The sequence below is a fragment of the Bradyrhizobium sp. HKCCYLS3013 genome, assembly GCF_051167615.1.
GTDB lineage: Bacteria > Pseudomonadota > Alphaproteobacteria > Rhizobiales > Xanthobacteraceae > Bradyrhizobium.
Genome location: NZ_JBNPTK010000016.1, coordinates 105,476 through 128,249 on the forward strand (window position 1 = coordinate 105,476; position 22,774 = coordinate 128,249).

General features: G+C 65.9%; 21 protein-coding genes. 10 read left to right on the forward strand and 11 right to left on the reverse strand.

The genetic code is table 11. The features are described from left to right. Positions 1–70 precede the first annotated feature (70 nt). Together ACQR1F_RS25415 and fabI are read right to left on the reverse strand one after the other, a co-directional pair. On the reverse strand, positions 71–670 hold the full coding sequence (locus tag ACQR1F_RS25415) for a histidine phosphatase family protein (protein ID WP_434914065.1): 600 nt from the start codon (positions 668–670) through the stop codon (positions 71–73). Between the two features lie 12 nt (positions 671–682). Next, positions 683–1,516 carry an enoyl-ACP reductase FabI gene (gene fabI / locus ACQR1F_RS25420; protein WP_315802312.1) on the reverse strand — a complete coding sequence of 278 codons (834 nt, stop codon included), beginning with the start codon at positions 1,514–1,516 and terminating at the stop codon, positions 683–685. Between the two features lie 303 nt (positions 1,517–1,819). Here fabI and ACQR1F_RS25425 point away from each other — a divergent pair, with 303 nt between their 5' ends. Both ACQR1F_RS25425 and ACQR1F_RS25430 read left to right on the forward strand, forming a co-directional pair. Further along, positions 1,820–2,308 carry a sigma-70 family RNA polymerase sigma factor gene (locus tag ACQR1F_RS25425; RefSeq protein WP_315802311.1) on the forward strand — a complete coding sequence of 163 codons (489 nt, stop codon included), beginning with the start codon at positions 1,820–1,822 and terminating at the stop codon, positions 2,306–2,308. Between the two features lie 91 nt (positions 2,309–2,399). After that, positions 2,400–3,173, forward strand: a complete 774-nt coding sequence (locus ACQR1F_RS25430) for an anti-sigma factor family protein (protein WP_316218403.1) — start codon at positions 2,400–2,402, stop codon at positions 3,171–3,173. Positions 3,174–3,544: 371 nt separating this feature from the next. On the opposite strand, the gene ACQR1F_RS25435 is transcribed toward ACQR1F_RS25430, so the two are convergent. Beyond that, positions 3,545–4,507 (reverse strand): DnaJ C-terminal domain-containing protein, encoded by a 963-nt coding sequence (locus ACQR1F_RS25435; protein WP_434914066.1) that lies wholly within the window; start codon positions 4,505–4,507, stop codon positions 3,545–3,547. Between the two features lie 112 nt (positions 4,508–4,619). Further along, on the reverse strand, positions 4,620–5,024 hold the full coding sequence (locus ACQR1F_RS25440; protein ID WP_434914067.1) for an RT0821/Lpp0805 family surface protein: 405 nt from the start codon (positions 5,022–5,024) through the stop codon (positions 4,620–4,622). Between the two features lie 125 nt (positions 5,025–5,149). Here ACQR1F_RS25440 and pdxH point away from each other — a divergent pair, with 125 nt between their 5' ends. After that, positions 5,150–5,800, forward strand: coding sequence for a pyridoxamine 5'-phosphate oxidase (gene pdxH, locus ACQR1F_RS25445; protein ID WP_434914068.1), 651 nt, complete (start codon positions 5,150–5,152; stop codon positions 5,798–5,800). A gap of 141 nt (positions 5,801–5,941) precedes the next feature. Then, complete coding sequence (locus ACQR1F_RS25450) at positions 5,942–6,694, forward strand: SDR family NAD(P)-dependent oxidoreductase (protein ID WP_315802306.1); 753 nt, start codon at positions 5,942–5,944, stop codon at positions 6,692–6,694. A gap of 245 nt (positions 6,695–6,939) precedes the next feature. Here ACQR1F_RS25450 and ACQR1F_RS25455 read toward each other — a convergent pair whose 3' ends face one another. Next, positions 6,940–7,260 carry a hypothetical protein gene (locus ACQR1F_RS25455; protein ID WP_409997915.1) on the reverse strand — a complete coding sequence of 107 codons (321 nt, stop codon included), beginning with the start codon at positions 7,258–7,260 and terminating at the stop codon, positions 6,940–6,942. A gap of 313 nt (positions 7,261–7,573) precedes the next feature. Then, positions 7,574–8,551 (reverse strand): magnesium transporter CorA family protein, encoded by a 978-nt coding sequence (locus tag ACQR1F_RS25460; RefSeq protein WP_315802305.1) that lies wholly within the window; start codon positions 8,549–8,551, stop codon positions 7,574–7,576. Between the two features lie 344 nt (positions 8,552–8,895). On the opposite strand from ACQR1F_RS25460, the gene ACQR1F_RS25465 reads away from it, so the two are divergent. Further along, positions 8,896–9,576, forward strand: coding sequence for a L,D-transpeptidase (locus tag ACQR1F_RS25465; RefSeq protein ID WP_315802304.1), 681 nt, complete (start codon positions 8,896–8,898; stop codon positions 9,574–9,576). Between the two features lie 94 nt (positions 9,577–9,670). On the opposite strand, the gene ACQR1F_RS25470 is transcribed toward ACQR1F_RS25465, so the two are convergent. Then, positions 9,671–11,140: an extensin family protein gene (locus tag ACQR1F_RS25470; RefSeq protein WP_434914069.1), complete on the reverse strand. Its 1,470-nt coding sequence runs from the start codon at positions 11,138–11,140 to the stop codon at positions 9,671–9,673. Between ACQR1F_RS25470 and ACQR1F_RS25475 the strand changes: the two genes are divergently transcribed. The 4 genes from ACQR1F_RS25475 to ACQR1F_RS25490 all read left to right on the forward strand — a co-directional run bounded on the left by ACQR1F_RS25475 (position 11,087) and on the right by ACQR1F_RS25490 (position 16,423). Then, entirely contained in the window at positions 11,087–12,715 is a 1,629-nt protein-coding gene (locus tag ACQR1F_RS25475; RefSeq protein ID WP_315752068.1) for a fatty-acid--CoA ligase, read from the forward strand. The two genes, ACQR1F_RS25470 and ACQR1F_RS25475, sit on opposite strands and share 54 nt — an antisense overlap. Before the next feature lie 166 nt (positions 12,716–12,881). Continuing rightward, on the forward strand, positions 12,882–14,087 hold the full coding sequence (locus ACQR1F_RS25480; protein WP_434914070.1) for an ABC transporter substrate-binding protein: 1,206 nt from the start codon (positions 12,882–12,884) through the stop codon (positions 14,085–14,087). 118 nt (positions 14,088–14,205) lie between these two features. Further along, complete coding sequence (locus tag ACQR1F_RS25485) at positions 14,206–15,429, forward strand: MFS transporter (RefSeq protein WP_410051463.1); 1,224 nt, start codon at positions 14,206–14,208, stop codon at positions 15,427–15,429. 133 nt (positions 15,430–15,562) lie between these two features. Next, positions 15,563–16,423 carry a DUF1499 domain-containing protein gene (locus ACQR1F_RS25490; RefSeq protein WP_315802299.1) on the forward strand — a complete coding sequence of 287 codons (861 nt, stop codon included), beginning with the start codon at positions 15,563–15,565 and terminating at the stop codon, positions 16,421–16,423. A gap of 86 nt (positions 16,424–16,509) precedes the next feature. Here the strand turns inward: ACQR1F_RS25490 and ACQR1F_RS25495 are convergent, their stop codons facing one another. The 3 genes from ACQR1F_RS25495 to ribB all read right to left on the reverse strand — a co-directional run bounded on the left by ACQR1F_RS25495 (position 16,510) and on the right by ribB (position 19,971). Continuing rightward, the gene (locus ACQR1F_RS25495) at positions 16,510–17,424 is read right to left on the reverse strand and encodes an MBL fold metallo-hydrolase (protein ID WP_315802298.1); all 915 of its coding nucleotides are present in this window, start codon (positions 17,422–17,424) and stop codon (positions 16,510–16,512) included. Positions 17,425–17,615: 191 nt separating this feature from the next. Then, positions 17,616–18,830, reverse strand: coding sequence for an acyl-CoA dehydrogenase (locus tag ACQR1F_RS25500; RefSeq protein ID WP_315802297.1), 1,215 nt, complete (start codon positions 18,828–18,830; stop codon positions 17,616–17,618). Between the two features lie 64 nt (positions 18,831–18,894). Next, on the reverse strand, positions 18,895–19,971 hold the full coding sequence (gene ribB, locus ACQR1F_RS25505) for a 3,4-dihydroxy-2-butanone-4-phosphate synthase (RefSeq protein WP_315802296.1): 1,077 nt from the start codon (positions 19,969–19,971) through the stop codon (positions 18,895–18,897). A 175-nt stretch (positions 19,972–20,146) separates the two neighbouring features. Between ribB and ACQR1F_RS25510 the strand changes: the two genes are divergently transcribed. Further along, the gene (locus ACQR1F_RS25510) at positions 20,147–21,385 is read left to right on the forward strand and encodes a PLP-dependent aminotransferase family protein (protein ID WP_434873943.1); all 1,239 of its coding nucleotides are present in this window, start codon (positions 20,147–20,149) and stop codon (positions 21,383–21,385) included. A gap of 12 nt (positions 21,386–21,397) precedes the next feature. Here ACQR1F_RS25510 and ACQR1F_RS25515 read toward each other — a convergent pair whose 3' ends face one another. Further along, on the reverse strand, positions 21,398–22,678 hold the full coding sequence (locus ACQR1F_RS25515) for an amidohydrolase family protein (protein ID WP_434914071.1): 1,281 nt from the start codon (positions 22,676–22,678) through the stop codon (positions 21,398–21,400). Positions 22,679–22,774: the final 96 nt, after the last annotated feature.

Consider the following 22,774-nt stretch of genomic DNA (forward strand, 5'->3'; position numbering starts at 1 on the left):
AGGACCAGACCCGGACTCTCGAGATTCCGGTTTCGCCTCTCACGACGCGCCCCGGAATGACGGGGACAAACTAACTGTACTTCTCGAAGCCGTTCTCGCCGAACACATAGACCGCGCCCTGCTGGATCGGCAGGTCGACGGCGCCGTGCGGCGTCTCGAAGCCCAGCGCGACCATCAGCGCCCGCGCCGTGCCGCCATGGGCGACCGCCACGATATCGCCAGACAGCCCATCGTACCAGTCGCGCACGCGGCGCTCGACGTCGGCATAGGTCTCGCCGCCCTCGGGCGCCAGCGACCATTTGTCGGTCAGCCGCCGGGCATAGAAGGCGGGATCGGCCGCCTGCATTTCCGGCAGCGTCGCCCCTTCCCATTTGCCGTAGCCGATCTCGCGCAGCCGGGCATCGAGCGCATAGCCCTCGGCTGGCAGCCTCAGGGTCTCACGCACCAGTTCCATGGTCGCGCGGGCGCGGCTGAGCGGGCTCGCGACGTAAGGCAGGCGCGCCGCATCATGGCCGTTGCGCGCAGCGAGCTCGGCCAGGAGGTTGCCGGCCTGCACCGCCTGCACCCGCCCGAGCGCGTTCAGCGGAATGTCCTGCGTGCCCTGCAGCCGGCCGAGCGCATTCCATTCCGTCTCGCCGTGGCGGATGTAGTAGATCATGGGCCGTGGCATTGCGTGTTGACGTTAGTCCTTGGCGCCGACGGAGTTGCTGAGCGAGATGTCGGGCGCCTCGGGCCGCTTCATGCCGACGACATGATAGCCGGAATCGACGTGATGCACCTCGCCGGTGACACCACGCGACAGGTCGGACAAGAGATACAGCGCGCTGTCGCCGACCTCGTCGATGGTCACGGTCCGGCGCAGCGGCGCGTTGTATTCGTTCCACTTCAGAATATAGCGGAAGTCGCCGATGCCCGACGCGGCCAGCGTCTTGATCGGGCCGGCCGAGATCGCGTTGACGCGGATGCTCTTCTCGCCGAGATCGGCGGCGAGATAGCGCACGCTGGCTTCCAGCGCGGCCTTGGCGACGCCCATCACATTGTAGTGCGGCATCCACTTCTCTGCACCATAATAGGTCAGGGTGATGATCGAGCCGCCGTCGGTCATCAGCTTCTCGGCGCGCTGCGCGATCGCGGTCAGCGAGTAGCAGCTGATCAGCATGCTCTTGGAGAAATTGTCCTGCGTGGTCTCGATGTAGCGGCCGTCGAGCTGGTCCTTGTCGGAGAAGGCGATGGCGTGCACGACGAAATCGATCTTGCCCCACTTCTCCTTGAGCACGTCGAACACGGCATCGATGGTCGATGGATCGGTGACGTCACAATGGCCGAGCACGAGGCCGCCGAGCTCGGCCGCCAGCGGCTCGACGCGCTTCTTCAGCGCGTCGCCCTGGTAGGTCAGCGCGATTTCCGCGCCGGCCGCGCGGGCGGCCTTGGCGATGCCCCAGGCGATCGACCGGTTGTTGGCCACGCCGAGGACGACCCCGCGCTTGCCCTGCATCAAACCTGAAATCTGCGCCATGCGGCTTCCCATCGAACTGATTATGAGAGCATGATCCGGAAAAGTGGAAACCGGTTTTCCGAAAGATCATGCTCAAACAAGGAGATGAGCATCATGCGTTTCCGTGGAAGCGCATCATGCTCTGAGGACTGGACGTACACCACCGGTCTGGCCCGGTACAGCCCCATTCCGCCCGCTCTGTGGCAAACGTCCAGCCAGCTTGCCCGGCTGGAATAGGCCTGAGATCGCGGGGTTATGATCTTTGCAAGGCGCCGGCTGCGGCCTGCGCCCTTGTCATCGCAGCGAACAGCCGCAGGGCAGTCCATGAACGCGTTCCGCCAGAGCGTCGAGACCATGATTCCGGCACTGCGCCGTTATGCCCGGGCGTTGGCGCGCGACATGGACGCGGCCGACGAGCTGGTCCAGGACACGCTGGTGCGGGCGCTGCGCTCGGAACGGCTGTTCCTGGGCGGCGACATCAGGAGCTGGCTGTACACGATCCTGACCAATCTGAACAAGAACCGCCGGCGCTCCCTGGCACGGCGACCTCACTTCATGCCGCTCCAGGACGACAATGCCGACGCCAGCGGCACTGAGGCCGAGGGCCGGGACATCGAGCGCGCGCTGGCGACCCTGGTGGAGGAGCAGCGCGCGGCGCTTCTCCTCGTCGTGCTCGAAGGCATGAGCTACCGCGAGGTCGCCGACATCCAGGGTGTCCCGATCGGCACCGTGATGTCCCGCCTCGCCCGCGCCCGCGCCCATGTCCGTGCCGTGCTCGAGGGCGAGCGGCCGGCGCTGCGGAGGGTGAAATGACCACTGCACAAAAGCCGCCCTGCCATGTTCGGCTGCCCAAGCCTGCAGCGACCGCGCATCGCCGCAGCCGCTCGATTGCAACGAGATCCCGATGATGACCGAGCCGACCATTCCCGTCACCGAAGACGAGCTGCACGCCTACGTCGACAACGAGCTGCCGGCCGAGCGCCGCAGCGACGTCGAGCGCTGGCTGGCCGCGCATCCGGCGGACGCCGAGCGCGTGCAATCCTGGCGCAGCATGGCTGAGGCGCTCCATGCCCGCTACGATTCCATCGTCAACGAGCCGGTGCCGCCGCGGCTCGACCTCGACGGTCTGGAGCGCCGGCCGCGGCGCTGGGTCGTCGCAGCCATGGCGGCAAGCGTGGCGGCCTTCGCGGCCGGCGGCGCGGTCGGCTGGGTCGCGCGTGGCGCTGCGTCCTCGCCGTCGCCGCTGCAGGCCCTCGCCGGCGAGGCGCTCGATGCGCACCGACTCTACGTCGTGGAGGTGCGCCATCCGGTTGAGGTCCCCGGCGACGAGAAGGCCCATCTGCAGCAATGGCTGACGCGGCGCTGCGGCCGCACCGTGCAGGCGCCGGAGCTGGAAACCACCGGACTGAAGCTCGTCGGCGGCCGGCTGCTGCCGGGGCCGACCGGTCCGGCGTCCTTCCTGATGTACGAGAGCACCTCCGGCGAGCGCTTCACAGTGTATGCGACCAAGGTCGGGATCGAGGCGGCCGAGATGCGCTATACGGCGCAGGGCAACACCGCTGCACTGTCCTGGGCGGAGCGCGGCGTCAGCTACGTCGTCAGTGGCAGCAGCGACCGGACGCGTCTCACCCAGGTCGCGCGCCTTGTTTATGACCAGTCCGAACGGGCGGGCGGCTAGCGGCGGACCATTGCCCGATTTCGCGAGGTGCCGGCCTCGGCGCGATTACGGCCGTGATCAGAAGCGTTTGCAGGATGGCCGCAAACGCTGCGCGAAAGCGTACCGATCCCCGCCTCGCCCGGGCGGGAGACACGCCAAGGTCGGCGCCGCAATTCGGTCACCGGAAATCTGGAATCAGGTCACCGGCACGTCTCAATATAGCGCCAAATGTTCACGAAAAAATGAGGAGTGTTCGATCCGCCGATCGACACGGAAGCGGCCTCGATCGGGGTTTTGTACCGCGCTGGTCCCCCTTTCGAGGCCGCACTTTTTCTCTCAGCTTTCCAGCTCGCCCCCTCAACTTTAAGCCGAGTGGCCTACAACGCGCAACCTCAGGAGAGATTGCTGCGCGGATTGTAGGGATGACGGTCACGCCATTTGGTCATCAGGGCTTCGAGCTCGGCATCGTTGCCGTCGGGCAGCACGATCCGGGTGGTGACGAACAGATCGCCGGCCGAGCCATCGCTCTTGGGCAGGCCCTTGCCCTTGAGCCGGAAGGTGCGGCCGCTGGAGGTGTTCTTCGGGATCGACAGCTCGACCGCGCTGCCGAGCGTCGGCGCCCTCACCTTGGCGCCCAGGACCGCCTCGTAAAGCGTGATCGGCAGATCGAGCCTGAGGTCGCTGCCCTCGACCTTGAAGAACGGATGCGGCGCGATCTGGATCGTGATCAGGAGATCACCTGGCCGGTGTCCGGGCGCGCTCTCGCCCTGCCCCTTCAGCCTGATCTGCTGGCCGGCGGTGACGCCAGCGGGGACCTTGACGTTGAGCTCCTTGCCCGACGGCAGCCGAACGCGCTTCTCGCCGCCCTTCACGGACTCCTCGAGCGAGACCGACATCGCAACCTTCAGATCGAGGTCGAGGCCGACGCCGCCGGTGTCGAACTCGAACGAGCTGCCGCCGCCACGTGCACCGCGCGGGCCAGCGCCGCCGAACATGCTGTTCAGGATGTCCTCGAATCCGCCACCGCCAAAGCCGCCACCCGGCCCGCCGCCGCTGCGGAAGGTATAATTCTCGAATCCGCCCCCCGGCCCGCCGCGGCCGGCGCCGCCGCCAGGGAAGCCCTGGAAGCGCGGCTTGCCTTCGGCGTCGATCTCCCCGCGATCGAACTGCTTGCGCTTCTCCTCGTCGCCCAGGATCTCGTTGGCCGAATTGATCTCGGCAAACCGCGCCGATGCCTTCGGATCATCCTTGTTGCTGTCGGGATGGTGCTTCTTGGCGAGCTTGCGATAGGCGCTCTTGATGGCCGCAGCGCTGGCGCTTCGCGGCACCCCCAAGACCTCATAGGGGTCGCGCATCCGTCACGTCTCCTTACAGAAAGTCAGATACTAACCTATGGGCTCCCCGCCCGCTTTGCATTTCATCTGGGGAGTCCGTTGTATTTTTGCAACGGGTTCCTGATGGTCCCGGCTAGCTTTGCTGCCAGGGTTTGAGCGTCTGGATGTCCCAGCGCCCACGCTCGATACGGCACGCCGAGCCCTGCAGCCAGCGCTCCGTCTTGCCGTTGACGTAGCTCGCGAGGAAATCGCGGCACGTGCGGCCGTTGTCGGCCGTGTAGGACTTGGCGATCGGCGTCACCGAGCCGCGAGCGCCGGTCTGCGGATTCTGCCAGGGCTGGCTGGAATCCTTGCTCCCCCTGGTCAGCACGTCCGACGCGGCGTTGCGGGCAAAAGCGAGATCGGCTTCGGTCGGCTCGCGCTCGGGCGGCGGGCTGACCGCGCCGGTGATCTCCGCATCGTCCATCTTGGCAAAGGCCGTTTCAGGGCGAGTCAGGCTGCAGCCGCCGCCGGACAGGCCGATTAGAATGAGTGTCAAAGCGGTGCCGGCATGACCGATCGCGGATAGGCCAAGTCGGACCGATGCCCTATATAGGACCGGACCCGGATGGACTTGCGCGCGCTTGGCCGCGGGTGAACGCAAAACTCGGACTCCCCAAAGACATGACCGACCTCACGAGCATCAAACACCAGACAACCTTAACATCCGGTACATCGGCCGATTTTACCCAGGCCGGCGAGCCGTTTGCGCTGTTTGCCGACTGGTTTGCGGAGGCCAGCAAGAGCGAGCCCAACGATCCGAATGCGATGGCGCTGGCGACGGTCGACGATAGCGGGTTGCCCGACGTGCGCATGGTGCTGATGAAGGGCTATGACCAGGACGGCTTCGTCTTCTACAGCCACAAGGCCAGCCAGAAGGGCCGTGAGCTCGCCGCCAATCCGAAGGCCGCGCTGCTGTTTCACTGGAAGTCGCTGCGCCGCCAGGTCCGCATCCGCGGCCTCGTGACGCCGGTGAGCGACGAGGAGGCCGACGCCTATTTCGCGACCCGGCCGAAGCAGGCGCAGCTCGGCGCCTGGGCCAGCAAGCAGTCGCAGCCGCTGGAGAGCCGGTTCGCGTTCGAGCAGGCGATCGCCAAGGTCGCCACGCAATACATCATCGGCGAGGTGCCGCGGCCGCCGGGATGGAGCGGCTGGCGCATCGCGCCCATCAGCATGGAGTTCTGGCACGACCGGCCGTTCCGCCTGCACGACCGCATCGAATTCCGCCGCGACGCCGCCGACCAGCCGTGGACCAAGGTGCGGATGTATCCGTGAGACATCGCCGAGCGCGCCAGCGCCCGGCTGCCGGCGTCTGATGCCTTGTCGGACGAATCGCCCGCGCGTGCGTGAATCGAGCGTCGCACCTGCAACCATTGTGGTAAGTTGATCCGTCCGGGATCGTGAGAGACCCAGTTCATGCCGACTCCTTCGAACCAGCCGCGGCGCACGATGCTGCTGACCGGCGCCAGCCGCGGCATCGGTCATGCCACCGTCATCCGATTCTCCTCCGCCGGCTGGCGCGTCATCACCTGCTCGCGGCATCCCTTCCCCGAGGAATGTCCGTGGGGCGCAGGTCCCGAAGACCACATCCAGGTCGACCTTGCCGATCCCGAGGACACGCTGCGGGCGATCGAGGAGGTCAAACAGCGCATGGACAGTGGCGAGCTGCATGCGCTGGTGAACAACGCCGCGATCTCGCCGAAGGGCGCCGGCGGCGCCCGGCTCGGCACCGTCGACACCGACCTCGACACCTGGAATCACGTCTTCCGCGTCAACTTCTTCGCGCCGATCATGATGGCGCGCGGCCTGATCAAGGAGCTGAAGGCGGCCAAGGGCTCCGTCGTCAACGTCACCTCGATCGCCGGCTCGCGCGTGCATCCCTTCGCCGGCGCGGCCTACGCGACCTCCAAGGCGGCGCTGGCCGCGCTGACCCGCGAGATGGCGTCGGATTTCGGCCGCGTCGGCGTCCGCGTCAACTCGATCGCGCCGGGCGAGATCGACACCTCGATCCTGTCGCCGGGCACCGAGAAGATCGTGCAGGAGCAGATCCCGATGCAGCGCCTCGGCACCCCCGACGAGGTCGCCAAGATCATCTATGTGCTGTGCACGGAGACCAGCTCCTACGTGAACGGCGCCGAGATCCACATCAACGGCGGCCAGCACGTCTGAGACCGTCGCCGCGGAGGGGCCTGCCCGTCTCCGGTTTGGTTCACGGCGGATTGCCGCGCGCGGCAAGTTCCAGATGGCCGTGCGAAGCGGCGATTAACACCGTTTCCGAAGATCGATTCGGCCGCCACAAACAAAACAGCGCTCCCCGGAGGGAGCGCTGTTCAAGGGATGACATCGGCTGCTGAATTTCCGATCGTGGACTTTCGGGCGGCATGCCGGGATACCGCTCGGCCGAGAACAGTCGTTCAGCCTTCGCACACCAGGCCACGAAGGATCTGCGCGGCGCGCCAGCGCAGGCGGTCGGACTCGACGTTGAGGGCGCTGGAGCAATCATCCTCGCGCTCGTCGTCATCGAGCTCGGCGCCGCAATAGCGGCAGGTGCGCGGCGACAGCGCATGGGCCACGACGATATCGGCGCGGCTGCGTTGATAGTTGGCCAGCTCGATCACGTTGTTCGATGCCGTTATGCGTTTCTCAACCATTGCCGCCTCTTGGATAAGGCGCGATGAACGCGCCCTCGAGCTCTGCCTTGCATGCCACGCGCCGAGACGCTCGTAGTCGGTCATGCTCACGAGCAGATTTATCGCAGAGAAGTTTCGATCAAACGTTCAGGGTTCCCGTCAAATTTTACCTGAGGAATTGGGGCGGCTTTGCAGCGGCGTTGCGGCTGGCCTAACAAGTATTTCTGTTATGCGTTGCACGTTGCCGCTTGTGACACTTGCAGTGCATAGCGACTATCAGTCGGCGGCACGCGACCAACGAACATGTCGCCCACGCAGCTAACAACGGGGCACGAATGAGGCGCTGCGGATGGCGCTTTGCCGCAGCCTTCGCGCGGGCGAGCGGCCTGGGGCGGCCGGCGATTCCAGCTCGGCTGCGCTACAGCCACTTCTTCAATTTGAAGATGTAGTACGGCACGATCGCACAGATCAGCATCAGCACCAACGCCATCGGATAGCCGTGCACCCATTCGAGCTCCGGCATCATCTTGAAGTTCATGCCGTAGATCGATGCGATCAAGGTCGGCGGCATCAGGACCACCGCCATCACCGAGAACAGCTTGATGATGTTGTTCTGCTCGAGGTTGACGACGCCGAGCATCGCATCCAGCACGAAGGTGATCTTGCTCGCGAGGTAGGACGCGTGGTCGGTCAGCGAGGCGACGTCGCGCTGCATGGTCTTGAGCTGCTCGCGCATGTCCTTCGACCACTTCACGCCTTCGACCACCGCAGACAGGAAGGTGACGAGGCGGCCGATCGACACCAGGCTCTCACGCACCTTCGAGGTCAGGTCGCCCTTGCGCCCGATCGCGATCAGAATCTGCGAATATTGCTTGGCGTGTCCGTGACGCTCATTGTTCGGCTCGAAGATCTCGTGGCTGACCTGATCGATATCAGCCCCGACCTTCTCGAGAATGTCGGCGCAGCGGTCGATCACGGCGTCGAGCAGCTCCATCAGCACCATCTCGCCGGTGATCCCGGGCGCACAGTTGCGGGCGAGCTTGGCCTCCACCACCGCGAACGGGCGCGGCTGGTCGTAACGCACCGTCACCAGGCGGTGGCCCGCCAGGATGAAGGTGACTGCCGTGGTCCTCGGCATATCGGAGTCCGAGTGACACATCAGCGTGGCCGTCATGTAGCGGGCCCCGTTCTCGATGTAGAGACGGCTCGAGATCTCGATCTCCTGCATGTCCTCGCGGGTCGGCACCGCGATCCCGGCCAGCTTTTCCACGGCCCGGTCCTCGGCGCTGCTCGGGTTCACGAGGTCGACCCAGACCGCATTGTCGGGCAGAGCCGCGGGATCGGTGATCGCCAGCTTCTTCAGCGCGGCTTCGGACGGAACGAACACCGAGAACATGGACAAAACTCCGAATCGCGAAACGTGAATTTTCGGGGACTTAGCGGCGGGATGCTGCCGCCTTGTGACGCAGCTTGCCGGCCCGGTCCATGGGCTTTCTCGCGAAGGCCATGGTCTCAAGGGCAACGCCCCGGGAGAGAGACGATCGTGCCATTCGGAGCACAGCTGTGGATGACTGCCCGCATTTTTGCGGCAAAAAAGCAACAATCGCGGCGCTGCAGCGTGACCTGTGCGTGTATCGGCTGGAATTGAGAACGATTTTGACGATAATGGGACATGTGGAATCGCGCTGCAGTGGCGCGGCCGTACCATTGCAACGTCAGCTGTCAATTGGAATTGGTGACATGTCGCTGAAGGTGAAACTCGGACTCCTGGCCGCCGGCCTGATGCTGTCGGGCTGCATGCAGGCCACGACGTACGAGGCGACCAACACGCAGGCCTTCAAGCCGAAGGACAAGGAGCTTCTCGCGAAGATCCGCTACACCAACACGCCGGTGGCCGAGCCCTATCGGCGCGCGATCGTCGAGTATCACCGCAAGGAAGCCCCGGGCTCGATCGTCGTCGATTCCGACAGCCACTACCTCTATTACGTCCTCGATGGCGGCAAGGCGATTCGCTACGGCATCACCGTCGGCGAAGAGGCGATGGCGTGGTCGGGCATCGCGAAGGTCGGCGCCATGACCGAATGGCCGGCCTGGCATCCGACCAAGGGCGAGATCGAGCGCCTGGGCGTTCCGACCTTCGTCGCTCCGGGTCCCGACAATCCGATGGGCTCGCGCGCGATGTACCTCTATGCCAACGGCAAGGACACGCTGTTCCGCATCCACGGCACCAACCAGCCGGAATATATCGGCGCCTCGATCTCCTCGGGCTGCATTCGCCTGACGAACGAGGATGCGATCGACCTCTATAACCGGGTGAAGGTCGGCACCATCGTCGTGGTGCTGGATCCGAAGAAGGGTGATTCGCCCTACAAGCCGCAGATGGCGCTGCAGGGCGGCGGCACCTTCGCTGCGATGCAGTGAGCCCCGGCTGAAGCCGGTACGATATTCAAAAGCCGAGAAGCGCGTTTAGCAGCCTTTCCAAGGCGCCGGTCACCCGGCGCCTTTTTGTTTGGGGCTAGAACAATCCGCGGAACGGATCCCAGCCACGCCGGCCGTGATGGCGCTTCCGTGGAGCCGGCTTCGATGGCGAAGCCCGTTCCCCACTTGAGCTGTTCAGGGCGCGCTGGTCCCGCCCGGCTGTATTCCGTGCCTTGTCGGACGCTACGGTCGGCGCGCGCGTCTCTGCGGCGACGCGTCCGGACTTTTGCTGTTCAGGCGCAGACTTCGACGCGGTCTGCCGATTGCGGACCGTTCCGGCGGGCTTTGCGGCCGGAGGCTGCGCTTCCGTATCGGCCCGTCCGGAGCGGTCGTCAGCAGAAGGGCTCTGCGCGGTGGCCGGCGGCTCGGCCTTCTCGTCGGTACCGGCGCGACCGCTGCTGTTGTGTTCGGCGTCGGTGCTCGCGGTCTTCCGGACATTTTCGGTGCCAGCCTGCGCGGTCTCGCGTGACGGCGCGTCGTCGGGCCTGGCGGCGGGCATCAGGGGCGCGACCTTCGGCAGCGGGTCGAGCACGTCCCATTGGCAGATGCGGTAGTTGTTGCGGCGTTCGATCAGGTCGAGATGAATGTGGTCCTCGTGGTACCAATCCGAATCGGGGCCGAGCACCGTGGAGAAATGGGTGCAGACCGCGTGCAGCACGGACTCGCGCAAATCGCGCGGCTGATTTCGGTCGGTGAGATCGATCATGCGGCCGTCGGCCAGCTTGAAGCCGTGGACGTCCAGCGCATTGGCACGGCCGTGCTCCGATAGCTGCGCGCCGCTGACATTGTTGCGGCCGCGGCACTGATAGGAATCGAAATTGTCGAGCGCAGTGACCGCGCTGCCGAGCCGTTCGGTCAGCGGCGCCACATCGTTGCGCACCCAGTTGACGACCGCGGTCGCCATCGGACAACGCATGGTCGCCGCGGGCGTCAGCGCCACCCTGCGCTTGTCAGGCAGCACCACCGCCTCCAGCCGCACCAGGTCCTCGCCGCCGCATCCGCCTGGCCCCTTGATCGGCGGAATCGACGGCGCGATCGCGACCTCTTCGGTCAGGGCCAGCCTGCAGGCCGAAGGCGGCGGCGGGGCTTGGGCATCCACCTTTGGACCGGCGCTGGCCGCGTCGCGCGGGGCGGCATCCTCCCCCTTGGCCGCTGCCCGCGCCGGCGCATCGGCAGGCCGCGGCTGCGGAAGCGGCACCTTGGCAACACCGTCGGCCAGCTTCGCTGCGGGCTCGGCGGCCGTGGGCGGGCTGCGGTGCGCCGATTTCGCGGCCGCCGCCGGCGCCGCCATGAGCCAGCTCAATGCGATCGCCACGGCCACAGCGCTAACCATCACGCCCGGCGCGACGTCGTGGCCATCACAAGCCCATTTGCGTCGGGTGCGGCGCGCGCTAAAATTGACCAAAGAGACCAAAAGACCCTCGCTGCAAGCGAATACCGGAGGAACGACCTGATGCTTGGTTTGATGCAAGACTGGCCCCTGCTTTGTCACCGGATCATCGAGCATGCGGCGACAATCCACGGCTCCCAGGAGGTCGTGACCCGCTCGGTCGAGGGCCCCATCGTTCGCACCACCTACCGGCAGATCCACGACCGCGCTCTCAAGGTCTCGCAGAAGCTGACGCGCGACGGCATCAAGCTGGGCGACCGCGTCGCCACGATCGCCTGGAATACCGGCCGTCATCTCGAGGTCTGGTACGGCATCATGGGAATCGGCGCGATCTGTCACACGGTCAATCCGCGCCTGTTTCCCGAGCAGATCGGCTGGATCATCAACCATGCCCAGGACCGCATCGTCATCACCGATCTGACCTTCGTGCCGATCCTCGAGAAGCTCGCCGACAAGCTGCCGAGCGTCGAGCGCTACATCGTGCTGACCGACGCCGCGCACATGCCGCAGACGACGCTCAAGAACGCCGTCGCCTACGAATCGTGGATCGGCGAGGCCGACGGCGATTTCGCCTGGGGGACCTTCGACGAGAACACCGCAGCCGCGATGTGCTACACGTCCGGCACCACGGGCGATCCGAAAGGTGTGCTGTATTCGCATCGGTCCAACGTGCTGCATGCGTTGATGGCCAATAGCCGGGATTCACTCGGTACGTCCGCAGCAGACACAATGCTTCCGGTGGTTCCGCTGTTCCATGCCAACAGCTGGGGCATTGCCTTCTCCGCTCCGTCGATGGGCACCAAGCTGGTGATGCCCGGCCCCAAGCTCGACGGCGCGTCCGTCTACGAGCTGCTCGACACCGAGAAGGTGACCTACACCGCCGGCGTGCCGACGGTGTGGCTGATGCTGCTGCAGCACATGCAGGCGCATAACCTCAAACTGCCGCATCTGAAGATGGTGGTGTGCGGCGGCTCGGCGATGCCGCGCTCGATGATCCAGGCCTTCCTCGACATGGGTATCGGCGTGCGCCATGCCTGGGGCATGACCGAGATGAGCCCGATCGGCACGCTCGCTACCCTGAAGCCGCCGTTCCTCGCCGCCGACGGCGACGCCAAGCTCGACGTGCTGCAGACCCAGGGCTTCCCGCCGTTCGGCGTCGAGATGAAGATCACCGACGATGCCGGCACCGAGTTGCCGTGGGACGGCAAGACCTTCGGCCGGCTCAAGGTGTCCGGGCCCGCGGTGTCGAAGGCCTACTACAAGGTCGACAGCAACATCCTCGACGATGAAGGCTTCTTCGACACCGGCGACGTCGCAACCGTCGACGAGCATGGCTACATGCGCATCACCGACCGCTCCAAGGACGTCATCAAGTCCGGCGGCGAATGGATCTCCTCGATCGACCTGGAGAATCTCGCGGTCGGCCATCCCGCGGTCGCCGAGGCTGCCGTCATCGGCGTCTATCATCCGAAATGGGATGAGCGCCCGCTGCTGATCGTGCAATTGAAGCCCGGCCAGACGACGACGCGCGAGGACATCCTGAAATACATGGAGGGCAAGATCGCCAAATGGTGGATGCCCGATGACGTCGCCTTCGTCGACGGCATTCCGCACACGGCAACGGGCAAGATCCTGAAGACCGCGCTGCGCGACCAGTTCAAGAGCTACCGCTTCCCCAACGCCGCAGCTTAGCAACAACTCCCGTTCCGCGCGAGACTCACGGCCCCTGCGCCCCCCGCGGGGGCCGTTTGCGTTCCGCGCAAAAAGTTCCATCGCCCTCGCCTCGACCAAAGGCGAATAGGAAGCCCATGGGCGGGTTCCTAAGGTCCGGCACCATAAAAAACGAGGGAACGCCACCATGCGAAAATCAATCCGCCTGCTGCCCTGGCTGCTGGGAGCATCACTGGTCGCCACGGCCGCTCACGCCGCCGGCAACAAGGTCGTGATCGGCGACATCGACGACATGTCCGGGCTCTATGCCGACGTGATCGGGCCGGGCGGCGTCGAGGCTGCAAAGATGGCGATCGAGGATTTCGGCGGCAGCGTGCTCGGCAACAAGATCGAGTTCATGGAGAGCGATCATCAGAACAAGCCGGACGTCGGCGCCCAGAAATTGCGCGAGTGGGCCGATCGCGACGGCGTCACCATGATCCTCGGCGGCTCCAACACGGGGGTCAGCCTCGCGATGGCCACCGCCGCCAAGGAGAAGAAAATACCGTTCATTGCGATCGGTGCCGCCGGCGCCTCGCTGACGGGCAAGGACTGCACGCCCTACACCGTCCACTACGCCTACGATACGACCTCGCTCGCCAACGGCACCGCCAAGACCATGGTCAGCCAGGGCGGCAAGAGCTGGTTCTTCCTGACCGCCGACTACGCCTTCGGCACCCAGTTGCAGGAAGCCGCGTCCAAGGTGGTCGAGGCCAATGGCGGCAAGGTGGTCGGAGCGGTCCGCGTGCCGCTCTCCACCTCGGATTTCTCAAGCTATCTGCTGCAGGCGCAGGGCTCGGGCGCGCAGGTTCTGGGCCTCGCCAATGCCGGCAATGACTTCACGAACTCGATCAAGGCCGCGGATGAATTCGGCATCGCCAAGACGATGAAGCCGGCGGCGCTGCTCGCCTTCATCAGCGACATCCACAGTCTTGGCCTGAAGACCGCGCAGGGTCTCTATCTCACCACCGGCTGGTATTGGGATCTCAACGACAAGACCCGCGCCTTCGCCAAGCGCTATTTCGAAAAGACCAAGCGCGAGCCGACCATGAACCAGGCCGCCTACTACTCGGCGACGACGACCTATCTCAACGCCGTGAAGGCGGCCGGCACCACCGACTCCGACAAGGTCATGGACCAGCTGCGCAAGATGAAGATCGACGACATGTTCACGTCGAACGGCAAGGTCCGCGCCGACGGCCTGATGGAGCACGAGATGTACATCATGCAGGTCAAGAAGCCGGAGGAGTCGAAGTACCCCTGGGACTACTACAAGCTGATCCAGACGATGTCGGGCGAGGAGGCGTTCGGCAAGCTCGCCGACTCGGCCTGCCCGCTGGTGCATGGGCACTGAGCATCCGGCGCAGCCTGACCAAGGAAGCCGCGGCCCCTCCCTTTCGGCGGGGCCGTGGCGCTTGTGCCGCTGCGGCTTTGACGTGGCGCAAGATGGCAGTCTCGGCCGCATCTAGAAGATGGGCATGGGTTCAAGAGCGCGCGTCCCGGCTTCCACGACATGGCGCGACGTACCGTCGACGGTGCTGACGCTCGGGCTGGTGTCGCTGCTGATGGACATCTCCTCGGAGCTGATCCACGCGCTGCTGCCGGTCTTCCTCGCCACCGTGGTCGGCGCCTCCACGGTGACCATTGGCCTGATCGAAGGCGTGTCCGAGGCTACCGCCGCAATCACCAAGGTGTTCTCCGGCGCACTGTCCGACCGCATCGGCAAGCGCAAGCTGCTGGTCGCAATCGGCTATGGGCTGGCGGCATTGACCAAGCCGGTGTTTCCGCTCGCCGGCACATCCTGGCAGATCCTCGCCGCGCGCTTCGTCGACCGCATCGGCAAGGGCATCCGCGAGGCGCCGCGCGACGCACTGATCGCCGACGTCACGCCGGAAGGCATCCGCGGCGCGAGCTACGGCCTGCGCCAGGCGCTCGACACGATCGGCGCCTTTGCCGGTCCCCTCCTCGCAGTGGCGCTGATGGCGCTCTATGCCAACGACTTCCGGGCGGTGTTCTGGTGGTCGGCGCTGCCGGCCACGCTTGCCGTGCTGCTGATCCTGTTCGGCGTGCGCGAGCCGGTGGAGACAGCGCCTGCGCCGCACCCCGGCTGGCCGGTCCATGCGCGCGAGCTGCGCCGGCTGCCATCAGCCTACTGGATCGTGGTCGCCATCGGCGCGGTGTTCGCGTTGGCCCGCTTCAGCGAGGCGTTCCTGGTGCTCAAGGCGCAGGCCGACGGCCTCGCTCTCTCCCTCATCCCGTTGGTCTACGTGCTGATGAACCTGATCTATGCCGGCGTCGCCATGCCCGCCGGCATCCTCTCCGACCGCATCGGCCGCAACAACGTGCTGACCTGCGGCCTCGTGGTGCTGACAGCCGCCGACCTGACGCTGGCCTTCGTGCCCGGCCTGATCGGCACCGCGATCGGCGTCGCGCTGTGGGGCCTCTACCTCGGGCTGTCGCAGGGGCTGTTGTCGGCGATGGTCGCCGATACCGCCCCGCCGGACCTGCGCGGCACCGCGTTCGGCCTGTTCAACCTTGTGACCGGCGCTGCGCTGCTGGTCGCGAGCCTGCTGGCGGGATGGCTGTGGCAAGCCTATGGGTCGCAGGCGACGTTCGCGACCGGCGCGGCATTCTCCGTCGCAACAATCCTATTGATGCTGACGGCCTTGCGCGCCCGCCCCATCCCAAGCGCCTGACGCAGTCAACGGATCAACCGCCCTCTCCGGGCCAGACCCCTCTTGAATTTAGCCCCTCCGCGTGGTCTCACACGGATGACCCGGCCGCCCGGCGCAACGCAGGCAGCGGCCCAACCCGGCAGTTCCTGACACGATGGCACGCAGGTTTCACGCCCCCTATCTGTCGGAGCCCATCTCCAGCCTCGCGACCTGGACCCGCAATCTGGCGGTGTTCTCGGTCGTCGCCGTGCTGGTCTCGATCCTGATCCTGCGCTTCGATTTTCTGGAGATGAAGCCGGCGCTGGCGACGTTCTTCGGAGCGCTGGGGCTTGCCGTGCTGTCGATCCTGCTCGGGCTCGCGGCCTTCGTCGCGATCTGGCGCAACGGCAGCCGCGGCATGAGCCGGATCCTGCTCGCCTTCATGATCGATGCCGTGGTGCTGGCCTATCCGGCCTACCTCGCGCTCCAGTACCGCAAGCTGCCGAAGATCTACGACATCACCACCGACCCGATCGATCCGCCGCGCTTCGAGGCCTTGGCGCCGCTGCGCAACGGCGACGGCACCAACACGGCCGTGTATGCCGGGCTGTATTCAGCCGAGCAGCAGCAGAAATTCTATCCGGACATCGAGCCGGTGCAGATCGAGCTGCCGCCCGATCGTGCCTATGCGATCGCGCTGAAGCTGGTCAACCGGCGCAAATGGTTCGTGGTCGACGAGCGCGCGCCGCAGCCGCCGCGCCGCGTCGGCCGCATCGAGGCGGTCGCACGCACGCCGATCATGGGCTTTCGCGAGGACATCTCGATCCGGATCCAGCCCGACGGCGAGGATTCCCGCGTCGACGTCCGCTCCGCCTCGCGCTATTTCGAGTCAGATATCGGCAGCAACGCCGCGCGCGTGACCAAGCTGATCGAGGATCTCTCCAGCGCCGGCGAGGCCGAGGCGCAGAAGCCGGTGAAGAAGGTGACGCCGCCGCCCATGGCAGCGAAGGGGAATGCGAAGACGGTGAAGAAGTGAGAGGCGAATAGGGATTACCGAACAGGGAGAACGTCGAGCACGACCGTGCTTCCTTGCCTCCTCCCTACTCCCTCTTCGCCTATTCGCTACACCAGCCGATACGTCCCGCCGATCACCGGATCGCCTTCCGTCGCGACCACGCCGCGGGCGACGAGGTCTTCCAGATGCGCCAGCACGGAATAGCCGGCCGCCGTGGTGAGCCGCGGATCGATGCCGATATAGATCGCGCGCACCATGGTCGGGATGTCGGCCTCGCCCTTGGCGAGGCGATGCAGGATCGAGGCTTCGCGCGCCTGGCGATGGCGCATCAGGAAGCGCGTGTAGCGCGGTCCCTCCGGAATTTCCGGTCCGTGGCCTGAGAAATACAGCTCCTCGGGCCGCGCGGCGAGCCGCTCCAGCGAAGCCATGTAGTCGACCATCGAACCGTCGGGCGGCGCCACGATCGAGGTGGCCCAGCCCATCACGTGATCGCCGACGAAGGTGGTGCTACGCGCGCCCCAGGCGAAGGCGAGATGGTTGGCGGTATGACCGGGTGTCGCCAGCGCCTCGAGCTGCCAGCCCTGCCCCTCGATCACGTCACCATCGGCAACGGTGACATCGGGCGCGAAGTCCCGATCGACGCCGGATTCCGGGCTGTGCTTCTCGCTCTCGTAGCGCGGCCGCGACGCGCGATGCGGGCCCTCGGCATAGACGGTGGCGCCGGTCGCGGCCTTGAGCCGGCCGGTGTTCGGCGAGTGATCGCGGTGGGTGTGCGTCACCAGGATGTGCGTGACGGTCTCGCCTCTGACGGCATCGAGCAGCGCCTGCGCATGGGCCTCGTTGTCCGGACCCGGATCGATGATCGCGACGTTACCGGTGCCCACGATGTAGCTGACGGTACCGGTGAAGGTGAACGGGCTCGGATTGTTGCAGAGGACGCGGCGAATGCCCGGACGCACCTCCTCGACGACTCCAGCTGCAAGCGGGAAGTTGCGGTTGAATGGGACGTCTTCCTCGGCCATCTGCTGCCCTTAACTCTGCGCGGGCGCTTGAATGGCCCGCTTCCTCCGGCGTCATGCCCCGCGCAGGCGGGGCATCCGGTACGCCCTGGCATATCGGCTGATCACTCTCGTCTCGGCATACTGGATCGTCCGCTTGCGCGGACGATGACAGTTGAGGACTCAGGGCCCGTCCCCAAGATCGACCAGGCGAATTAGAAGAACGCCTGGATGCCGGTGATGGCGCGGCCGAGGATCAGCGCGTGGACGTCGTGCGTGCCCTCGTAGGTATTGACCGTCTCGAGGTTGGCGACGTGGCGCATCACCTGATACTCGATCGAAATGCCGTTGCCGCCGTGCATGTCGCGCGCGACGCGGGCGATGTCGAGCGCCTTGCCGCAATTGTTGCGCTTGACGATCGAGATCATCTCCGGGGCCATCTTGCCCTCGTCCATCAGCCGGCCGACGCGCAAGCTTGCCTGCAAGCCAAGCGCGATCTCCGTCTCCATGTCCGCAAGCTTCTTCTGCACCAGTTGCGTGGCGGCAAGCGGACGACCGAACTGCTTGCGGTCCAGCGTATACTGGCGGGCGCGATGCATGCAGTCCTCGGCGGCGCCGAGCACGCCCCAGGAGATGCCGTAGCGGGCGCGATTGAGGCAGCCGAACGGCCCTTTCAGGCCGGACACGTTGGGCAGCAGCGCGCTCTCCGGCACCACCACGCCGTCCATCACGACCTCGCCGGTGATCGAGGCACGCAACGAGAGCTTGCCGCCGATCTTCGGCGCCGACAGCCCCTTCATGCCCTTCTCGAGGATGAAGCCACGGATCTGGTTGTCATGCGCGGCCGACTTCGCCCACACCACGAACACGTCGGCGATCGGCGCGTTCGAGATCCACATCTTGCTGCCGGTCAGGCGGTAGCCGTCGGCGACCTTCTCGGCGCGGGTCTTCATGCCGGCCGGATCGGAGCCGGCATCCGGCTCGGTGAGGCCGAAACAGCCGACCCATTCGCCGCTGGCGAGCTTCGGCAGGTACTTCTTGCGCTGGCTCTCGTCGCCATAGGCGTAGATCGGATACATCACCAGCGAGGACTGCACCGAGTTCATCGAGCGATAGCCGGAATCGACGCGCTCGATCTCGCGCGCCACGAGGCCATAGGCGACGTAGCTCGCATTGGCGCAGCCATATTCCTCCGGCAAGGTGATGCCGATCAGGCCGAGCTCGCCCATCTCGTTGAATATCTCGCGATCGGTCTTCTCGTCGAGATAGGCCTTGGTCACGCGCGGCAGCAGCTTGTCCTGGGCATAGGCGCGCGCGGTGTCACGCACCATGCGCTCGTCCTCGGTCAACTGCTCGTCCAGCAGGAAGGGATCGTCCCACTGGAAGCTCGACTGGGCCGGCTTGTCCTTTGCCTGAGGGCGCGCGCTCATGAATGGTCCTTTCGCGTCTCGCTGCGCACGGGTCGCAGCAGTCTAGAGGTTAAATCCTGGAAGTTCAGCCTTCAAGCCGCTCGTTGGCGACGATCTCGATGCCGAAACCCGACAGGCCCTTGTAGTCATGCGCCGACGACGTCAGGTTCCGGATCGAGGTCACGCCGAGATCACGCAGGATCTGCGCACCGACGCCGACCTCGCGCCACTGCCGATGGCGATCGGCCTCCGCGGTATGCGGCTCTTCGACCGGCTCGACGGGAACGCCGGCCGCGCCGTCGCGCAGATAGATCAGCACGCCGCGACCGGCCTGCTTGAAGTGCTGCAGCACCGCCTGGATACGCTGCGGGCCCGCGATCAGATCCTTCACGATGTTGGGCTTGTGCAGCCGCGTCAGCACGTTCTTGCCGTCGCCGATGCCGTTGTAGACGAACGCGGCGTGGGTGATCGGATCGAACGGCGAGCGGTAGGCGAAGCCCTGCAGCGGCCCGATCGGGCTGTCGGTCGTGAACGTCGACACCCGCTCGATCAGCTTCTCGCGCGCCTGCCGGTAGGAGATGAGATCGGCGATGGTGACATGCTTGAGATTGTGGGCCGCGGCGAAACGAACGACCTGCTCGCCCTTCATGACCGTGCCGTCATCGTTCATCAACTCGGAGATGACGCCGACCGGCGGCAGCCCCGAGAGCTTGCAGAGATCGACCGCCGCCTCGGTGTGGCCCGAGCGCAGCAGCACGCCGCCGTCGCGCGCGATCAGCGGGAAGATATGGCCGGGCCGCGCAAAATCATTGGCGCCGGCATTGGGATTGGCGAGCGCGCGACAGCAGGAGGCACGCTCCTCGGCCGAGATTCCGGTGCCACCGTCCGGCTTGTAGTCGATCGAGACGGTGAACGCCGTGGTGTGATTGGAATCGTTGTGCGCGACCATCGGGTCGAGCCGCAGCCGCCGCGCGTCGTCGGCCGTGATCGGCGCGCAGACGATGCCGGAGGTATGGCGAATGATGAACGCCATCTTGTCGGGCGTGCAGAGCGAGGCGGCGACGATGAGATCGCCCTCGCCCTCGCGGTCGTCGTCATCGGTCACGACGACCATCTCGCCCTTGGCGAAGGCGTACAGAACTTCCTGGATCGAGTCGGCCATTGCAAGTCTCGCTGCTTTTCCGGGCTGCTTTAGCCGGGATCGCAGGCGCGCGCCAGAGCGGCGGAATCGCCGCGCGAAGGTCGCCTTCCCCGGGAAAAGGACCTGCCCTGCCAGGACAAGCGCCCTGGTATCTGTTTAAAGTCGCCTCAAATCGAGAACAAGGGAGCCGCGCCTCATGGCCGCATTCGATTTTGCACCCCTCCTCAGCCCCGGCCTGCCCGCGCCGGCCGCGCGCTGGACGGGACTCGCAAAATACAGCTTCGTCGGTGGCAACAACGACGCCGACGCCGTGCCCGTGGAGGGCTTGCGCGCGGCTGCCGACGCCGTGCTCGCCCGCGAGGGACGCGCGCTCGCCACCTACGGCCTCGCGCACGGGCCTCAAGGCTACCGGCCGCTGCGGGACTTTCTTGCCGCCAAGCTGACGCGGGACGCGGGCATGTCGGCGCGCGCCGACGACATCATGATCCTGTCCGGCTCGCTGCAGGGCCTCGACCTCGTCAACCAGGCGCTGCTGACGCGCGGCGACACCGTGCTGGTCGAGCAGGACAATTACCAGGGCACGCTGACGCGGCTGGCGCGACTGGGCGTCAAGGTCATCGGCATCCCGCTCGACCAGGACGGCATGCGAACCGATGCGCTGGCGACGGTGCTGGCCGATCTGAAGGATCGCGGCATCCGGCCGAAATACATCTATACCATTCCGACGGTGCAGAACCCGACCGGCACCATCATGCCGGAAAGCCGCCGTGCCGAGCTGCTGTGGCTGTCGCGCGCCTATGGCGTGCCGGTGTTCGAGGACGACTGCTACGCCGACCTGATCTGGGAGGGCAAACGGCCCCGCGCGATCCACGGCATGTCCGATCATGGCGGCGTGATCCACCTCGGCTCGTTCTCGAAATCGGTCGCACCCGCGCTGCGGGTCGGCTTCCTGGTCGCGCCCTGGGAGATCATGTCGGTGCTGCTGGCCCTCAAGACCGATGCCGGCTCGGGCGCGCTGGAACAGATGGTGCTAGCGGAATATTGCAGGCCGCATTTCGCGACCCACGTGCCGCAGTTGGTGCGGGGCCTGCGCGCCAAGCTGGACACCCTGATCGAGGCGCTCAACGCGGAGTTCGGCACCTCCGCCGAGTTCGCGCCACCCAAGGGCGGGATCTTCCTCTGGGTCAAGCTGCCGGACCAGGTTGACGCGATGAAGCTGTCACAGGCAGCGCTCAAACGCGGCGTCTCGATCAATCCGGGACCGGAATGGTCCACCGACGCCGCGCATGCGCGGAGCCGCCTGCGGCTGTGCTTCGCCAGCCCCTCGCATCAGGAGATCCGCGAGGGCATCGCAGTGCTCGCCGATGTCTGCCGGGAGGAGTTCGGCGTGCCGCTCCGCTCGTCCAATGTGGAGCGGACGCGCGCGATCGAGTGATTTGCGCGCCGCTCACCGCACCGAAAAGGGCGACTGATAGGGCCGCCCGAACGGCACGCCATTGATGACCGTCTGCACCGGCTTGAGCTGCAGCTTGCCGTCGCGCTTGTTGCCGCGGGTATCGACGAAGCTGACGGGACCCTCGACCAGGTCCATGATTGCAACGTCGGCCGGCGCGCCGACCTGCAACGTGCCGATCTTCGGCGCACGGTTGATGATCTTGGCCGGCACAGAGGTGGCCATGCTCACCACCTGCTCCAACGAAAATCCCATCGCGATGAATTTCGCCATCACGTTGGGCAGGAACGGCATGCCCGGGCTGTTGCCGGAGAACACATGGATGTCGGAGGAGATGGTGTCCGGGCCGCAGCCGCCGGGGATTGCGACTTCGGCCACGGTGAAATCGAAGCTGCCGCCGCCATGGCCAACATCGAACAGCACGCCGCGCTGCTTGGCGGCGAGCGCCGCGGGCAGCAGCTTGCCGTCCTGGACGATGTTGGTGAAGGCGCCGCCCATATTCGGCGCGCCGGAATAGGCATGGGTCAGGATGTCGCCGGGGCGCAGCAGGTCCAGGATCTGCGACATCAGCTCGCCGGTCTCGACGCCACCGATATGCACCATCATCCGCGCCGGCCAGCCGCACAGCTCGCAGGCCTTGATGCCGCGCTTCAGCGGCTCGAGCCCGTGCTTGAAGATCACGTTCTCCGACATCCGCACCTTGACCCCGAGCAGGAAGTCCGGGTTCTCCGCCAGCGCCATGGCGCCGGCGTCGACCTGCGCGTTGTCGATGTTGTAGAGCTCGGCCACCGGGAACGCCGACAGGCCGTTGTTGGCGATGTGGACGAAGGCGTAGATGCGTGCCCGCGACTGGGCGGTGATGAAGCGGCGCAGCGCCGCCAGATTGTTCACACCGGCGTCGCCGGCCGAGACGACCGTCGTGGTGCCCTGGAATTGCACCAGTTCGTCCGGGGGAATCCCGATCGCCGAACCATAGGGGTAGACGTGACTGTGGAGATCGATCAGGCCCGGCGTCACCAGCCGGCCGTTGGCGTCGATCGACCGCAGCGCCCGCTCGGCCGGTATCTCGGGCTCGACCGCTTCGACGACGCCCCAGCGGATCCCGATGTCGCGCCTGCCTCGGAGCGACTGGCTGGGATCGATCACGTCGCCGCCCTTGATCACCAGATCGAACTTGTCGGCCGGCCCCATCGCGGCGCCGACGGGACCCGATAGCGCGGCCATGGCGGCCGCTCCGGACGACAGCAGGAATTTGCGGCGCGACAGCGCAGACATGGTCAGCCTCCCCACGCTTGTTTGTAGTTGCGGGGAGCATGCGCCTTGTCCCCCTCGCCAGCAAGGCCGGCCCGGAAAGAATGAGACTTTGTGCCA